Origin of the sequence: Williamwhitmania taraxaci (genome assembly GCF_900096565.1) — a bacterium.
Taxonomy (GTDB): Bacteria; Bacteroidota; Bacteroidia; order Bacteroidales; family Williamwhitmaniaceae; genus Williamwhitmania; species Williamwhitmania taraxaci.
Map to the genome: position 1 here is coordinate 1 of NZ_FMYP01000006.1, position 15,919 is coordinate 15,919.

The window sequence follows — 15,919 nt, forward strand, 5'->3', positions numbered from 1 at the left end:
TTTTACAAGAACCTGATGAGTTTAAAAATAAAGTTTTATCTTTGAAATATATTAATCAAACAAGTTGTCATAAACAATCTTGTGAAACTTGACAATAATCAGTTAACCCAAGTTGCATTTGTGAGTTGAATCTTGCAATCTAATAAAGTTATTTAGTTGATTTTACTATCCCTGGTCTTCTTCCAAATTTTCATGGTTGTCACCACCTAAACTGTAGTAGTTGTTCTCTTCATCTTCACTACCAATGTCTTCCTGAATATCATCGAGTTCGGAACCTGGAATGTCAAGGTCGTTTTCATTAGATTTATTATCCAGTTCTTGTCGTCTTAATTCATTGGTGCTGTTTGATGACTTTGTTTTAGAAATGTCTTCGGGGTTTATGCCCTCTTCTTGCTGAGATTTTTCATAAATATCTTCGCTTTCAGGATATAGGGGATAACCTTGCGGATTATCTTTCTTTTTCTTGCCAGTCTGATTTTCGGTCGGATTCAACTTATTTATTTTCTCTTTCATCTTCGTTCTTTATTAATTTCAGAAAAGTCAAAATTAAGCGGTATAGGGTGACAAAATGTTACAGCATTTTTTAAATGAATTACATAAATCACACGTCAGAATTCCTGTTTTTTGTCTCGTAAAATTCAGCAGTGTTAAGTATTCGGAGTTCGCTAGACATCAAATCATATTTTTAATCTCTTTGTTTTTTTGTTGGAATAATAAAGAGTGGTAAAGTCGAATGTTTAAGTACACTTTCTGCAACGCTTCCCATAACTATATTTTCTAGCCATTTTCGGCTATGTGTACCCAGAACAATAACATCGGCATTCGTATCTTTTGCCGTTTTTAAAATGCAATCAGATGTATCACCCTCTTTAACTATGGTTCGAATTGATTCGTCTCGAAGATCCTTTTTCAATTGATCAAGAAAAAGTTTAGATGTTGCTTTTAATTCATCTTCATTTTTTAAAAGAGGAGCTATTTCATGGTATGAAGCATAATACAGCACCGGTTTTGAAATTACATGTAGTAAAGTAATTTTGGCATTCATGGTTTTAGACAAAAAGCCCCCTTTATCTGCAACTATCTTAGCGGTAGGATCATAATCTAAAGCAATCAGTACATTTTTCATTTTGTTTTGTTTTAAAAGTTGATGTATCTATTGAGGCTAAGTTAGTTTGGATAGGAACGGGAAGTGTTACAGAATTCAGGTAAAAGATTACATTTTTCACACATTTTCTGAATTTATACTATTTCATCTGGTGCATCGGCAACTCCTTCCTTTGGCAGGACATCCGGTAAATCAAGACGGGCCACTCCAATGCGGTTGTCTGCCATTCCATAATAAATATCGAATCGATCGGGTAAGCCAAGATCGATCCGTTGATCAATACCGGTAGGAAATACAACATTGGCGATGATACCAACGCGCTCCTGCTTCAGCTTTGGCTTTAAAACCGGTTCTATCGAACGATAATGGATATGTTGTGGATGATCCTTGGATAGAATCATCACACCGGCTGAATAACGAAACTTATCATTACAATTTACCGGATGCTCAATTTCACTGACTCCGTGGTAAAGGATCAGCCAGCCATGCCGGGTAAGAATGGGTGGAGTTCCGCCCCCTATTTTGAGTCGTTCCCATGGAGACACGGGACTTGCAAGTCGATAATGGGAATTGAACAATCCAATATGATCCAGGTGGGGGCCATCTAAAGGTATCGGACAGTATGAAATCCAGATACTTTCATGAGCAATATCAACCTCTCTCAATTTAGCTTGGAATACGGTTTCTTCCGGACGTGTACCTTGAAAAAGAGGCCGGTGCAGGATAGCCATTTGCATCTTTCCTTTATGATTGGGAATGGCAACAGGAAAGAGAACAGCGTCTTTGTTGTCAACATTTACGAAATCGATGCCATCATACGGTTCAAAAGCTGCAAGACCAAGTCGCTTCCATTGGAGTAAATTAACCGATTCGGCCATGGCGATCCGTGGACCCTTAGGCGAAAGGGCTGTATAAGTCATTATATAACGCTTTAGAGGTTCAAAATAGGTGACTCGTGCATCCTCGCATCCGCCGCTACCATCAGAACGCTTTTCATATTCGGCTTCTGGCTCTAAAGCGATACCAAGCCTTTCAACTCCAATAGGATCTCCTGCCTCATTATACAGTACTTTTGCAATACCAATGCGCGAATAATTACCCTTCGCCACATACCTTGGGAAAAGGTAGAGATTTCCATCCGGCCCACGAATGGCGGCTGGATTCAGGACACCTTCGACCTCCATTGGATTGCCCAGTTCGGGTTCCATGATTTGTCCAAGACGTTGTAATTTTAATCCAATCATATATATTTCTTCTCGTAAACTTCTGGTTCATAAGTCCTATCCAAACAGGCGATGATTGCTTCAACAACCCGTTTCGATTCATTTGGATCGCGTACTTTTATAGATAAAACGCCTGCCTCTTTCGCTGGATAGTCGTTTCCTCCCGGAAATAAGGCATCGCCAATAAATATCATTTCATCGATTGCAATACCAAGATTATCTTGGAGTTTTCGAATCCCATATGCTTTGTCAATGCCGGGTTTGGTTACATCAACTGAAGTCGTTCCACCCAGACGCACTGAAAATTCAGGAATAATCTTATCTAGAATTGCTTTGATCTTTTGTCTTTTATCGAAATTGGGGTCCCAATTTTTCTTTTCTTCGATAGGAGCCTGCTGACCCAATGCTGAAAAAGTGATCTGGCTTCCCCGATCTTCAATAGTTTCTCCCCAAACCTTTTCAACTTTGTACCCCGTTTTAGCAATCGCTTTTTTTATGGAACCGATAATCCTCTCCTTTTCATTTACAGTGAAATCTTCAGAATAACCCTTTTTCCATTCGTTACTATACGTGTAAAACTTTGTTCCACAAGTTGGCAACAGGGAAAGATTTCCCAGACACTCGTCGTGAGGAAGATTGGAGAGCAGTTATTTTTCAAACTGCGGCCAATCGCCTCCAGAAATAACTGCTACTTTGACGATTTGAAGTAGGTCGTGCAATAATACAGCCATTTCAGTGTCGATCGATGATTTACTTACGGCAAGTGTACCGTCCAGATCAAAAACGATAAGTCTTTTCATGAATTATGTTTTTAAAATCAATTCATTACACCAGATCTACTTTTAGCATATTGGTATGCCCATACAGATGACGAGGAATACTGCTTACATAAACCAGTATGTCTCCTTTATTCACCAAATTTAACTCCAATAACTTATGGGTTGATTCGCTAATGGCTTCATCTATTTTATCATAATCCATATAGTATGTTTCAATGCCCCAAATAAGCGCCATTTTTCTTAAAATATTTTCATTGTTTGTAAAAACATAAATTTTTGAATCAGGCCTGTAGCTTGATACACCTATGGCAGAGAACCCTGAATGGGTAAAAATAATCAGAGCCTTCGATTTTACTAGTTCGGCGAGTTTTGTGGCACTAAAGCAAACAGAGTTAGATAAAAAATTAGGATTTCCTGGCACTGGTTCGAACTTTTTGTTATAAGGCTTTCCGTTGGATTCGGTATAATCAATAATCCGTTGCATACACTGTATAGTTTCAACCGGGTATTTGCCAATGGAAGTTTCAGCGCTCAGCATTAAAGCATCGGCTCCATCCAAAACTGCATTGGCTACATCATTTGCCTCAGCGCGGGTTGGACTGAAATTAGTAATCATGCTTTCCATCATCTGGGTAGCAATTATTACCGGTTTTGAATGTCTGATACATTTTTCAACAATGAGTTTCTGGAACAAAGGAACTTGGTCAAAGGGAACTTCAACGCCTAGGTCGCCACGTGCGACCATAATACCATCGGTTGCATCAATAATCTGATCGATCTCAAGCAGAGCTTCCGGTTTTTCAATTTTGGCAATAACAGCGGCAAAGCCATTACTTTTCCTGATCAATTCTTTTAATTCAAGAATATCCGAAGCCTTTCGGACAAACGACATCGCAATCCAATCAACACCATGTTTCAGCGCGAAAACAGCGTTCGAAATATCTTGTTCGGTAAGACATGGCAGCGAAACATTGGTGTTGGGTAAGTTTACTCCTTTGTTTGATGAAAGCGGTCCACCATAAATAACTTTTGCCCGAACGGTATCTTTTTTATTGGTTTCGGTAACTTCCAACTTTATTTTACCATCGTCGATTAAAATTGCTTCACCAACATTTACATCTTTCGGAAACTCCAGATAACTCATATAAATATGGTCTTTCTGCCCAATACACTTTTCAGTAACAAAGGTTATGACATCATCCTTTTCTAAATGAATCAGGTTGTTTTCAATTTCGCCAACCCTTAGTTTTGGCCCTTGTAAATCAGCCAGAGTGGCCACATTTGTTTTCAATTCCAGATTCAATTCTTTAATCAGATTGATTATCCGCAAATATTCTAGTTTCGAGGAATGCGAAAAATTTAGCCTGAATACATCAACTCCTGACCTAATCAGTTCAGAAATAATATTTTTAGTGGAAGTCGCTGGCCCTAAAGTTGCAATTATTTTGGTTTGTGAATTTATTTGCCTCATCATTTTACACGTTATTCGCAACAAATTAGTTTAAAAGTTGCTTGCTTTTATGATATCCTTTAAGGCCTTGGCAGATTTTACAAACAACTTTTGCTCTTGATCTGACAAATTGAGTTTTAGGTATTGTTCAACGCCAGTAATATTGACGATTGCTGGTATGCTTATACATACATCACTTATTCCGTAGAAATCGGTGATTAGCGTAGAAACAGGCAAGATAGAATTTTCGTTTCTCACGATTGCTTGGCTAATTTTAACCAACGACAATGCAATAGAATAGTTTGTTGCACCTTTTGCTTGAATAATCTGATAAGCCGCATTTTTAACGTTATCAAATATTTCTTCCAATTCATTTTTGGAATTAGACTTCCGGGCACAAACAGAGCAAAACGTCTCGATATCCATGCCTCCAATGGTCGCATTACTCCAAACAGGGAGTTCAGTGTCGCCATGCTCTCCGATAATGTAGGCGTGAATATTACTGGCATCTACTTTATAATATTCACTTAACATATACTTTAGCCGTGCTGTATCCAAAACTGTTCCTGAACCAATAATCCTATTCGAAGGAAACCCCGATATTTTCAGTGTTACATAGGTAAGGATATCAACCGGATTGGTAACAACTAAAAGAATAGCATTCGTTGCGTATTTGGTAATATCTGGTATTAACTCTTTAAATATGGCAACATTAGCCTTTACCAAATCTGTTCTGCTTTGCCCCGGCTTTTGATTCGCTCCAGCGGTGATGACCACAATATCGGCATCCTTGCAACTTTCGAATCCTGCGGCATAAATTTTAGTTGGTTGGGCAAAGCTTAATCCATGATTTAGATCCATGCATTCACCTTTGGCGAGCGATTCATTCTTGTCAATTAAAACAATTTCCCGGGCCAAGCCACTTATCATTAGGGAAAAAGCGAACGTGCTACCTACATTGCCTGCTCCAACTATTGCAATCTTTGGTTTTAATTGTCTCATTTGTCAAATTGTTTTTAAATTGACAGATGAAACTGCCGATGATTTTAGTTATGCTCATTTCATCTTTTCTTCATATTTCTGAGATGACTAAGTTAAGGCTTGAAGAGAGGGGAAGTGTTACAGAATTCAGGTAAAAGATTACATCTTTCACACATTTCGCTAATCTTTTTTCGAAGCCTGGTTTGCTACAGCATGCATGGCCTGCTTTACTTGTTCGGCATCGCCAAGATAGTAATGATGGATAGGATGAAGGTTTTCGTCCAGCTCATATACAAGGGGAATTCCGGTAGGGATATTCAAATTCACAATATCGCTGTGTGAGATATTGTCGAGATATTTAACTAGTGCCCTAAGGCTGTTTCCGTGGGCTACAATTAAAACCTTTTGATGATTAAGAATAGCTGGCTTAATGGTTTGATGCCAGTAAGGTAAAAAACGCTCAACGGTGTCTTTCAAACATTCGGCAGCAGGCAACAACGATTTATCAATTGCGCTGTATTTATCCTCATTTACGGGATGTCTTTTGTCAGCAATATTTAACTCTGGAGGACGAACATCGAAGCTGCGCCGCCAAAGCAACACTTGTTCTTCTCCATATTTCACTAGGGTTTCAGTTTTATTCAAACCTTGCAGGTCGCCATAACTTTTCTCGTTCAGCTTCCATGAACGGTATACAGGAATCCAAGCCAAATCCATTTCATCCAATACACTCCAAAGAGTATGGATGGCTCTTTTCAATACTGAAGTGTATGCTATATCGAAGGTTAAGCCTTCGGCATTTAGCAGCTTTCCGGCATTTTGTGCTTCTTCGAATCCTTTTTCTGTTAAGTCAATATCGGTCCAACCAGTAAAACGGTTTTCTTTGTTCCATTGACTTTCGCCGTGGCGCAACAATACTATTTTCATAACAAGTTATTTAGCGCGTAAAACTAGATAACAACTAGGGACAGTAAAATCCCTAGTTGCGTTATGAAAAACGATATTATTTGTGCTTTAATTCGTAGAAGACACCACGGTCGAGCTGGACTGTTTTGATTTTATTGTTCAGTTCCAGTGTTCCTAAATACTTGTTTATTTCGTTTACGTGAATGCCTAAGAAGCTATGTAAATCATTGAGGGTACATGGGCGGCGGGCAATGGTTTCGAGAATGGCTGTTTCAATATCGCCACTATAGGACTCAACAGCTGTTCGGTCTTGAGCTGATGCAATGATTTTGACGTTTGGGATGTTCCAGTAATCAACAACTGCCTGCAACTCGCTTTTTGATAGCGGGATTAAGCCGCTTACGGTGCCCGGCCGGTCGAGGGTATTTAGCTGAATGCTATCGGGTTTGATTTTCAGGATGGCTTCCTTTAGTAAATCTAACTCCTGTTTAGTGTCGTTATAATTCTTCAACAGGAATACTTCTAGCCAAATTTTTCCTTTGTACTCGTGCCTTAAATCAATTAAACCCTGAATACACGTTTCAATGGAAAGGGTAGAGGCTGGACGGTCGATTTTTTCAAACACGGCTTGGGTGGCAGCGTCTAACGAAGGTAGAATAACATCGGCTTGAAGCAGTTCGGCTCTTAATGCTTTGTTGAACAACAGCGTGCCGTTTGTTAATACGGCTGTTTTTATATGGGGATAGTTTTGCTTGACAAAGTTCAGGATTTCTCCTATTCGGCTATTGAGGGTTGGTTCGCCCGAGCCTGAAAATGTAATGTAATCGAGCTTAGGTTTACTGCTCAGGAACTGGGTTAGTTCAGCAATCACCACATCGTGTTTTACATACTCCATTCTATTAAGCGTAAGCTTAGTGGTTTTGCCTACTTCGCAGTAAACACAGTTTAACGAACATACTTTTTTAGGTACAAGGTCGACCCCTAACGACATACCCAGCCTGCGCGAAGGAACTGGTCCAAAAAGATGCTTATACATGCTTATTGTTTTTCAGAATTTATGTTCTTTAGAAATAATAAAACCGTGCTTAATGGTAGAACGATTCGATATATATGGCATTTTACTGTTGGCGGGTAAATGAACCCAATGGTTGTTTGCTGATAATGGTTTGGAATGCCACAGGTTACTGTTGTCAAGTGTGCGGTGCGCTATTTTGCCTACTTAGCTGGCATCGTTTTTAACCTTTAGTAGGTCCACAATCTTCCTATACAATAGTTGTTCATCAATAGGCTTAGCAATGTAGTCGTTCATGCCTATTGCTTGGCACTTTGGCACATCAACGGTGGTTACGTCGGCGGTGAGGGCGATGATGGGAATAGTGGAGTGCATGGTGTTACGAATGTGCTTGGTAGCGGCAAATCCATCCATTTCGGGCATATGCAAATCCATGAGTATTATATCGTAGGCGTTTGTTTGTAGCTTTTCAATGGCAAACTTACCGTTGGCAACAATATCGCATTCGAATTTAAAATCGTCTAATATTGTTCTAATCAGCAGCTGGTTGAGCATAACATCTTCGGCAACCAATATTTTTATGTTCTGGGTGCCACGACCTAACTCCTCAGTTACGGTTTCGGATTGAATTTCGACATTAGTTTTTTGAAAGGTTAAGATGAAGCTAAAGGTAGAGCCTTCGTTTACTTTACTAGTTACGCTGATGGTGCCGCCTTGTTTTTCGACCAGCTGCTTAACAATGGCAAGACCTAATCCTGTTCCACCAAATGTGCCTGATGTGGTATTTTTTGCTTGCTGGAACGTTTCAAAGATTAATTCGAGGTTATCGTCAGTGATACCAATTCCTGTATCGGTAAATTCAAAGCTAATGATTGCGTTCTCTCTATCTTGATGCACCAAACGAACAGCTACGGAAATTTGTCCTGCTTTAGTAAACTTTACGGCGTTACCCATAAGGTTTAATATGATTTGATGCAAGCGCGCTGAATCGCCAACTACCACTGCGGGAATGTTTTTGTCGTAGAGTTTAACGAGCTTTAGGTTCTTTTCCTGCATTGTTACTTCGAACATATGAAGCAGCGTGCTTATGGATGCAGCTAACTTGAACGGTTTGTGTTCAAATACTATTTTACCGGCATCGACCTTAGCTAAATCAAGAATATCATTGATAAGCACGATTAGTGTATCGCCGCTGGTCTTTATGGCTTGAACATACTCTTTGTGTTTGGCAGACATATCGGCCTTGAGCAGCACTTTTGAAAACCCAACAATAGCATTCATGGGAGTGCGAATTTCATGGCTCATGTTTGCTAAGAACTGCTGCTTGGCTTTCCTGGCACATTCGGCAACATCGGTAGCGTTTTCAGCAATGTTTTTAGCCTTTATTAATTCTTCTTCAAAGTTCTTTTGAACGGTAATATCTTCAATGGCTAGGAGAATGAGTTGCTGCGAAGTTTTTTCGTTTACAAGTTGCCGTGCATTCATTAGCATTGTGCGTGTGCCAAGTTCAGGGAACTTCAGAATTATTTCGAAGTCGGTAAGGCGTTCTCGCTTTACAAGGATATTTTCGAGCAGGAGGCGAATTGCATGATCGTCCCATTGACGATTTTGTATCTCGTAAAACAGTTTGCCTTCGGTATCCTGTTCTGTGGCGTTGAATTTATTATAAAATGAGTCGTTGGCGCTTTTAATGCGCAGGGCTTTATCGAGAATAATGAGCGGGTGACGTACAGTGGATACAATAGCTTCGGCATATAGGCGCGTATTGTTGAGCTGTTCCTGCTTATCAATGAGTTCCTGGTTTATAATAATCAACTCTTCGTTGGTAGATTGCAGCTCCTCTTTCGATGTTTCGAGCTCTTCGTTTAAGCTTTGCATCTCTTCGTTGCTGCTTTGCATCTCTTCGTTGGAGCTTTGGAGCTCTTCATTGGCGGCTTCCATGTCTTCGGTAATGCTGCGCATATCTTCACGGGTTTGCGCCAACTCTTTTTCGAGCTGTTGATAGAGCAGCTGCGCTTCGTCCTTCTTTCTCTTTGTACTGCCGCCCGAAGTGCAACGGGTTGCCGCCACTGCTGTTTTGGTAAACAAAATGAGGTAGTGCAAGTCCACCATGTTGGTGAGCGGAATAATTTCGATGGTTACTAATGATTTATTATCGTGCCCAACTTCGTCGTTGGTTATGTTAATAGGTATGTTTTCTTTGATAACCGATACGCCGCTGGATTTTGCTTTGTGCAGGGCATTGCGCAATTCGAAGGATAACCCTTCGCGGGCCATTTTCAGCAGGTTGAACGAGGGCTTGCCTTGCGGTGCTTCCAGAAATGGTGTAATGATGCCGTGAATGTGAACGATGTCCATTTGTTCGTTCACAACAACACTTGCCGGGGTGAATTTTGAGAGAAGAATGGCCTCAGCACTCTTGCGGAAATCGGTGTAGACGGAATCTGGGTTGGTTACCGTTTTGTCTTTGGCAGCTACCATTTTTTCTTTACGTTCGTTTGTAACATGAATGAAGCGACCGGGCACTGGTTTGGGCGAATATATCTTTTCGTGCTTATTAAACTGCGAGAATAGCTCTGATGCAGGACTGGTGCTTTCGGATTTACCCAGCAGCAGGAATCCATTTTCTTTGAGAGCGTAATGAAAAACGGTGAGCGCTTTCTTCTGTAAGAAAGTATCCATGTAAATAAGCACGTTGCGGCAGCTTATTAAATCCATTTTGGCAAATGGAGGGTCTTTTAAGAAGTTGTGAGGCGCAAAAATGCACATGTCGCGGATGAGCTTACTTACTTCGTAACCACTTCTGGTCTTTACAAAATAGTTTTTGAGCTGCGCATCGGTGAGCATTTGCACATCGGCCTTGGTATAAACGGCTGAGCGTGCTTTCTTGATTGCGTCTTCGGAGATATCGGACGCGAAGATTTGAATCTTGGTGAATGATAGTTTCTCTTTCAGAAATTCGTAAAGACAAATGGCTATTGAAAAAGCTTCTTCGCCGGTGGAGCATCCCGCAATCCACATACGAATGGGTTCGTCGTAGGGCTTGTTCTTGAAGAGTGCAGGAAATACGGTATCAGTGAGTGTGCTAAAGGTTTTAGGATCGCGGAAGAAGGAGGTAACGGGAATGAGCACATCGAGAAAGAGGGCGTCCTGTTCGGCTTTATCGGAGCGTAAAAAGTTTAGGTAGTCGGCAAGGTCTTTCTTCTTAACAATGGCAATGCGCCGTGCAATACGCCTATGGAAAGTAGGCTGCTTGTAGTATGTAAAGTCTACACCGCTGCGCAGGCGGAGAAGCGAAAGAATTTGTTTGAAAGCGGCTTCGTCGTCTTTGGGCAGCTGCTCTTCCTCTTCTTTGAACAGAGGATTGGCTTTGTAAGAGCTGAAGACTTGGGCAAGCTGTGCGGGAATTTCGTTGGGCGGTAAAACAAAGTCGACAACACCAGCATTAATGGCACTTTGCGGCATGCTATCGTAAGCAGCCGATTCTTCGGTTTGGGCAATGCTGATGCCGCCGTGCTCTTTGATGGATTTTAGTCCGAGAGTGCCATCGCTTCCGGTGCCCGATAGCACAACGCCAGCGGCAAACTCTTTATGCACACCGGCAAGGGATGTAAAGAAGATATCGATGGAAAGATTGATGATTTTTTTGTCGCGGTTGGTGAGCTTGAGCACACCATCGGTGGAAGTGAGGATTTTATTGGAAGGAATGATGTAGATATGGTTGGGGGCAAGGTGTATATCGTCGGTGATTTCGTGCACGGGAATTTTGGTGGAGCGCGAGAGTATCTCGGGCAACATGCTTTCGTGCGATGGGTCGAGATGCTGTACTAGGACATAAGCCATTCCGGAGTTCTCGGGTATAGCTGTGAGTAATTGCTTGAAAGCATCGAGCCCTCCAGCTGATGCACCAACACCTATAACGGGGAAATACTGCGGAGTGGCAGGTGGTTTGATTTTGTCTTTTTTAGCTGCATCCATTATCGTAATATTGATTTATCAAACTTAGTGTTTATTACAATAGGAATGTTAATTATTATTGAGAAACGGAGAGATGAGGGAGTGAAAAGTGAGAAGTGAAAAGTTAAAGGTTAAATGTTAAAAGACGGCCGGTGCAAAGTGGTGAAAAGTAAGTGGTGAATTGTGAATTGCAAAAAAATGAAAAATTAAAGGTGTGAAAAGTGAGAAGTGAAAAGTGAAAGGATGGCTTCTACAATTAGCATTAACCAATCTACAATATTTAACCACAGAGGTCACGGAGAAAAAATGGCACAGAGAACACAAAGGGTGCATTGTATAACTATTCTGATTGGTATATACGCTACCGACCTCCTCCGGCTCCTCCAGAGGAGGAGTGACTAGATGGTGAGGTATATGATTTTCAGTAACCGGCTAGGTTCTGAGCGGCTATGGACACAAGTTGTTGTGAGAAGTCATACTTAAAAAATGGTAGGCTAATAGAAAGACAAGTAGTTTGTAGGCAAACAAAGGATATCTACTAAGTAAGATTGCAAGGTTCCCTTGTTTTTAGCTGAAAATTTCACCAGAAATTCCTTTGCTACCTTTATCAACTTTTCGATGTGTAATGAAGCGGATAACTAGTTCGATTAAAAATGATAGTGCAAGTATTCCAATAAATAAATAAAGTATTGTAAATGAGTCTTTAATAGAATATATTAAAAACAGAACGATTACTGCAAGCGTAGCAAGCAAAGCAGTAGCAACCCAGAATTTCGATGCTTTAGTTTGCCGAATAATTTTAAGATGGCCTAAATGCGTTACTGAGTGAATAAACAATACAGTAATAGAACCTACCGCAGCTATTTGTAATAAATTCAGGAAGATTATCAATAGCACCGTTATTAATACTGTAATCAATAGACCCTGTCTCGTATTTCCAATTGTTTTGGCAAAGAATATGGGTAAATGGCCATCCTTTGCCATTTGAAAAGAGATATTAGTTGCAGCATATAATACTGCATTAATAGATGATGATATAGCAAACAATGCTGCAATAGAAATAATAGTAAACCCGACTATCCCAAAAATAGGTTTAGCTGCTTCAGCCAACGCGAATTCTTTAGCTTCAATTACCTTGTCTACTTCTAGGTTGCCAAAAATAGCAATTGCCAACGCAGTGTAAATAACCATTGTAATCGCAATTGAAATAAAAATTGCTCGCATTAAGTTCTTTCCTGGATTAACAATATCTTCGGCAGTATTCGTAATTATCCTAAATCCTTCGTAAGAAAAGAAGGTAATTGCAATGCTAAAGAGTATTTTATTGGAGGAAGGATATAATGCTGTTGCCATTAATTCAGGCTTCATGGTGATTAAACCTGTAGTGGCAAATATGACTAAAATTATAATTGTAATTATAATCGCAACATTCTGAAATTTAACAACTTTTTTTATTCCGAAATATTGCACTATTCCAAGCAATACCATTATAGATAGTGCAAATATATTGGTGTATAACAAAGACCCTTTCATATTTAATAAAGCTATAGAATAACTTCCAAAAGCCTTAGCCAATAATGCGAGTGATATGATGGTTGCTAAATACAACATAACACTTATCCCACCCGAAAAAATATTTACACCGAACGACTTGACTACATATTCTACAATACCCCCAGCCGCAGGGTATCGTGCGCCTAATTTTGCTAAGGAGTAACCACTAATTGCTGCTAAAATTCCTGCTAAAATAAACGAGATATAAACAGCCTTACCTGCAATTGCTCCAGCTTCGCCCATTAGTGCAAATATTCCTGCACCAATCATGGCTCCAACGCCTATTCCAACTGCCGACCATAAACTTATTTTTCTTGTAGAATTTATCATCATTAGAAAATGTTTAATCTGTAATTTTAAGAAAAGAAGGAAGCGTTTAGTATTCGTAACGACTCCCTTCAGCCAGAAACAACTAGATTAGAAAGGATTAATCTACCACGGTTCGGGGTAAATCGGCCGGTAGGCGGGTAAGCAACTCATAGTTTATCTGATCGCTATACTCGCTAAAGGAGGAGACGCTAATTTCCAAATCGCCCTGCTTGCCTATCAGCACCACCTCGTCGCCAATGCTCACATTCTCAACATCGGTAACATCCACGGTAATCATATTCATGGTTACCATACCTATCACGCTAATTCGTTGCCCGTGGATAAGTACGCGCCCCTGGTTGCTCAGCGAGCGGCTAAACCCATGGCTATAGCCCACGGGGATGGTAGCAATTACCTTGTCGGAGTTGGCCAGATAGGAGGTTCCATACCCCACAAACTCGCCGGCCTTTACCACCTTCACATCCATAATCCAGGTTTTCCAAGTCAGCAATCGCTGCAAAGGATTCACCTTGGTGTTTTTCTTGGTAAGATACTCAATAAGCACCTCGCGTGTGGGGAAAAAGCCATACTGCACAATCCCTAACCGAACCATGTCCATTTGTGCCTTGGGGTAGCGTAAGGCGGCAGCCGAACAGGCAGTATGGGTAAGCACGGGGCTCAACCCACTAGCGGAAACAAGCTTAAGCGCCTTGTCGAAATTATGCTGCTGCACCTTAATGCGGTAGTAGTTCGTAACGCTTTCGGCTCCCGCAAAATGGGTACACACTCCCTGAAAACAGAGGTGAGCGCTATTGGTGCGCAAGAGCTGTAGTACTGCAGGGAGCTGCTTAAGCGCAAATCCGGTGCGATTCATCCCAGTCTCCACCTCAATGTGAACCTTCGCCTTTTTACCCACTCTTTGAGCCACTAGCAGCGCCTGTTGAAGCCGAATGGGTTCAAACACGTAGAACTCAATTTCGTTTTCGATGGCCCACTCCAGCTGATCGTTTTCGATCATCCCCATTATCATAATGCTGCTATCGCCAACCCTCGATTGATGCACCCGTAGCGCTTCATCGGCACTAAAAACGGAGAAGTGATTAATGCCACACTCCTCGGCAAGGGGAACAAACAACTCAATGCCGTGCCCATAGGCGTTTCCTTTTACTACGGAACATATCCGCACGCCATCCTTTAGGTATGACTTCAAGAAGTTTAAATTGTGCTCAAATGCCGATCGGCTAATCTCTATTATTGATGTTTGAAAAGGTCTCATTTCAGAAGGGTTAAGCTGATTTGGTGAAACAGTAGAATTCCGGTGGCCATTATCTCGTCCGGAAAATCATAGTCGGGGTTGTGCAGGGCCGGACACTTTTCGCCCGAGCCAATGCCAAACATTGCCCCATTGTAGTGCTGGGTGAATAGCCCAAAATCTTCGCCCCACTTAAACGGAGTGCTTCGATGTAGGATATCCAACGCCAGCTCACCAGCAGCCGTTTCCAGCATATCGATAGCCTGATCATTGTTCTTATTTGCGCTAAATTCATGGGTCCAGCTATAGGCTACTTCAATGCCATACTTTTCGGCAATTTGCTGAATGCCCACAACCAGCTTCTGAGCCAACTCCTCCATCTGCTGCTGGGTCCAGCTACGAATGGTTAACCGCACCTCACCATGTCCGGCCGAAATTCCATAGGCAATCTCCCCCATGGCGATATGAACCGGGGTAATTAGGGTAAAATCGGCGCGTTCGGGTTTATTGTTCGAGAGCAGCGCGGCATACTGAAGTATTTCGCTAATGGGTAGCGCAGGATTTATGCCGAATTCAGGCTCGGCGGCATGAGCCGTTTTCCCCTTGAGCTTAATGATAATGCTCTTTACCGCCGACGTAAAGGATCCCCTCCTCAAAACTACTTGGTGTAGGGGATAACCCGGTAGGTTATGAAAGGCAAAGATATAGTCGGGCCGAATAGCCTGGAACCGAGGATCGGACAATACAGCCTTGGCTCCCATACCATCCTCCTCCGCCGGTTGAAACAGCAAAACCACTTTCCCTCGCTTGGGCGGATTGGCTGAAAGCATCCGGGCAAGGCCCAGCACTACACAGGTATGCCCATCGTGACCGCACTTATGCGATACGCCCTCGGTTTTAGAGCTATGTGCAAAGGTATTTACCTCCTGAATGGGTAGTGCATCCAAATCGGCACGAAACATAATGGAAGGGCCGGGTTTTTCACTATCGAAAATCGCTACTACGCCAAACCCTCCCACGCGCTCAATAATTTCGGAACGGTTGCAATCCTTTAGGTAGGCCACCACGCGTCGGGCGGTTTGGATCTCTTGTCCCGAAAGTTCGGGATTTAAATGAAGCTGCTTCCTCAGAGAAATAAGTTCTTCTAGTAAATCTTCCTTGACATTATGCATGTTGTCCGTTGATTTATTAGTTAATAGTTCACATCTATACACACTCGCCCAATGGCAATTGAGATATAATGGCGAGGAGAAGATGATTTAAAACGAGTTGGCGCGGGGATAATAGTTTGCACAGAAATAAGTCTTTCTGAATCCCTCTGTGGTAATGACACAGTATAAATGGACAATACGACAACCCAAAACAATAATGGCTCATAGACAATTGAACCT

General features: G+C 41.5%; 13 protein-coding genes. All 13 read right to left on the reverse strand.

What is annotated here, in order from left to right; translation table 11 throughout:
- Nucleotides 1–165: 165 nt before the first annotated feature.
- The 13 genes from BLS65_RS02535 to BLS65_RS02590 all read right to left on the reverse strand — a co-directional run bounded on the left by BLS65_RS02535 (nt 166) and on the right by BLS65_RS02590 (nt 15,700).
- Nucleotides 166–513: a hypothetical protein gene (locus BLS65_RS02535; RefSeq protein WP_092435370.1), complete on the reverse strand. Its 348-nt coding sequence runs from the start codon at nt 511–513 to the stop codon at nt 166–168.
- A 172-nt stretch (nt 514–685) separates the two neighbouring features.
- Nucleotides 686–1,126: a universal stress protein gene (locus tag BLS65_RS02540; RefSeq protein ID WP_092435373.1), complete on the reverse strand. Its 441-nt coding sequence runs from the start codon at nt 1,124–1,126 to the stop codon at nt 686–688.
- Nucleotides 1,127–1,239: 113 nt separating this feature from the next.
- Nucleotides 1,240–2,349 carry a glycoside hydrolase family 130 protein gene (locus BLS65_RS02545; protein WP_092435376.1) on the reverse strand — a complete coding sequence of 370 codons (1,110 nt, stop codon included), beginning with the start codon at nt 2,347–2,349 and terminating at the stop codon, nt 1,240–1,242.
- The gene (locus BLS65_RS02550) at nt 2,346–2,927 is read right to left on the reverse strand and encodes an HAD-IIB family hydrolase (protein WP_212590490.1); all 582 of its coding nucleotides are present in this window, start codon (nt 2,925–2,927) and stop codon (nt 2,346–2,348) included. Before BLS65_RS02550 ends, BLS65_RS02545 begins: the two co-directional genes overlap by 4 nt.
- Before the next feature lie 48 nt (nt 2,928–2,975).
- A complete protein-coding gene (locus BLS65_RS18595) occupies nt 2,976–3,128 on the reverse strand; it encodes a hypothetical protein (protein WP_212590491.1) in 153 nt (50 codons plus the stop codon).
- 25 nt (nt 3,129–3,153) lie between these two features.
- The gene (pyk, locus tag BLS65_RS02555) at nt 3,154–4,581 is read right to left on the reverse strand and encodes a pyruvate kinase (RefSeq protein WP_212590492.1); all 1,428 of its coding nucleotides are present in this window, start codon (nt 4,579–4,581) and stop codon (nt 3,154–3,156) included.
- A gap of 27 nt (nt 4,582–4,608) precedes the next feature.
- Nucleotides 4,609–5,559: an L-lactate dehydrogenase gene (locus BLS65_RS02560; protein ID WP_092435380.1), complete on the reverse strand. Its 951-nt coding sequence runs from the start codon at nt 5,557–5,559 to the stop codon at nt 4,609–4,611.
- 159 nt (nt 5,560–5,718) lie between these two features.
- Nucleotides 5,719–6,465 carry a 2,3-diphosphoglycerate-dependent phosphoglycerate mutase gene (gene gpmA / locus BLS65_RS02565; RefSeq protein WP_092435383.1) on the reverse strand — a complete coding sequence of 249 codons (747 nt, stop codon included), beginning with the start codon at nt 6,463–6,465 and terminating at the stop codon, nt 5,719–5,721.
- A gap of 76 nt (nt 6,466–6,541) precedes the next feature.
- A complete protein-coding gene (locus tag BLS65_RS02570; RefSeq protein ID WP_092435386.1) occupies nt 6,542–7,480 on the reverse strand; it encodes a radical SAM protein in 939 nt (312 codons plus the stop codon).
- Nucleotides 7,481–7,663: 183 nt separating this feature from the next.
- On the reverse strand, nt 7,664–11,434 hold the full coding sequence (locus tag BLS65_RS02575) for a chemotaxis protein CheB (protein ID WP_092435388.1): 3,771 nt from the start codon (nt 11,432–11,434) through the stop codon (nt 7,664–7,666).
- Nucleotides 11,435–11,980: 546 nt separating this feature from the next.
- Nucleotides 11,981–13,300 carry an APC family permease gene (locus tag BLS65_RS02580; RefSeq protein WP_092435391.1) on the reverse strand — a complete coding sequence of 440 codons (1,320 nt, stop codon included), beginning with the start codon at nt 13,298–13,300 and terminating at the stop codon, nt 11,981–11,983.
- 94 nt (nt 13,301–13,394) lie between these two features.
- Complete coding sequence (gene alr, locus BLS65_RS02585) at nt 13,395–14,552, reverse strand: alanine racemase (protein WP_092435394.1); 1,158 nt, start codon at nt 14,550–14,552, stop codon at nt 13,395–13,397.
- The gene (locus BLS65_RS02590; protein ID WP_092435397.1) at nt 14,549–15,700 is read right to left on the reverse strand and encodes an amidohydrolase; all 1,152 of its coding nucleotides are present in this window, start codon (nt 15,698–15,700) and stop codon (nt 14,549–14,551) included. The genes alr and BLS65_RS02590 overlap by 4 nt, the downstream gene beginning before the upstream one ends.
- Nucleotides 15,701–15,919: the final 219 nt, after the last annotated feature.

Coding starts and splice junctions, on each gene's coding strand:
- BLS65_RS02535 (WP_092435370.1), bottom strand. CDS start 513: ATGAAAGAGAAAATAAATAAGTTGAATCCGACCGAAAATCAGACTGGC.
- BLS65_RS02540 (WP_092435373.1), bottom strand. CDS start 1,126: ATGAAAAATGTACTGATTGCTTTAGATTATGATCCTACCGCTAAGATA.
- BLS65_RS02545 (WP_092435376.1), bottom strand. CDS start 2,349: ATGATTGGATTAAAATTACAACGTCTTGGACAAATCATGGAACCCGAA.
- BLS65_RS18595 (WP_212590491.1), bottom strand. CDS start 3,128: ATGAAAAGACTTATCGTTTTTGATCTGGACGGTACACTTGCCGTAAGT.
- pyk (WP_212590492.1), bottom strand. CDS start 4,581: ATGATGAGGCAAATAAATTCACAAACCAAAATAATTGCAACTTTAGGG.
- BLS65_RS02560 (WP_092435380.1), bottom strand. CDS start 5,559: ATGAGACAATTAAAACCAAAGATTGCAATAGTTGGAGCAGGCAATGTA.
- gpmA (WP_092435383.1), bottom strand. CDS start 6,465: ATGAAAATAGTATTGTTGCGCCACGGCGAAAGTCAATGGAACAAAGAA.
- BLS65_RS02570 (WP_092435386.1), bottom strand. CDS start 7,480: ATGTATAAGCATCTTTTTGGACCAGTTCCTTCGCGCAGGCTGGGTATG.
- BLS65_RS02575 (WP_092435388.1), bottom strand. CDS start 11,434: ATGGATGCAGCTAAAAAAGACAAAATCAAACCACCTGCCACTCCGCAG.
- BLS65_RS02580 (WP_092435391.1), bottom strand. CDS start 13,300: ATGATGATAAATTCTACAAGAAAAATAAGTTTATGGTCGGCAGTTGGA.
- alr (WP_092435394.1), bottom strand. CDS start 14,552: ATGAGACCTTTTCAAACATCAATAATAGAGATTAGCCGATCGGCATTT.
- BLS65_RS02590 (WP_092435397.1), bottom strand. CDS start 15,700: ATGCATAATGTCAAGGAAGATTTACTAGAAGAACTTATTTCTCTGAGG.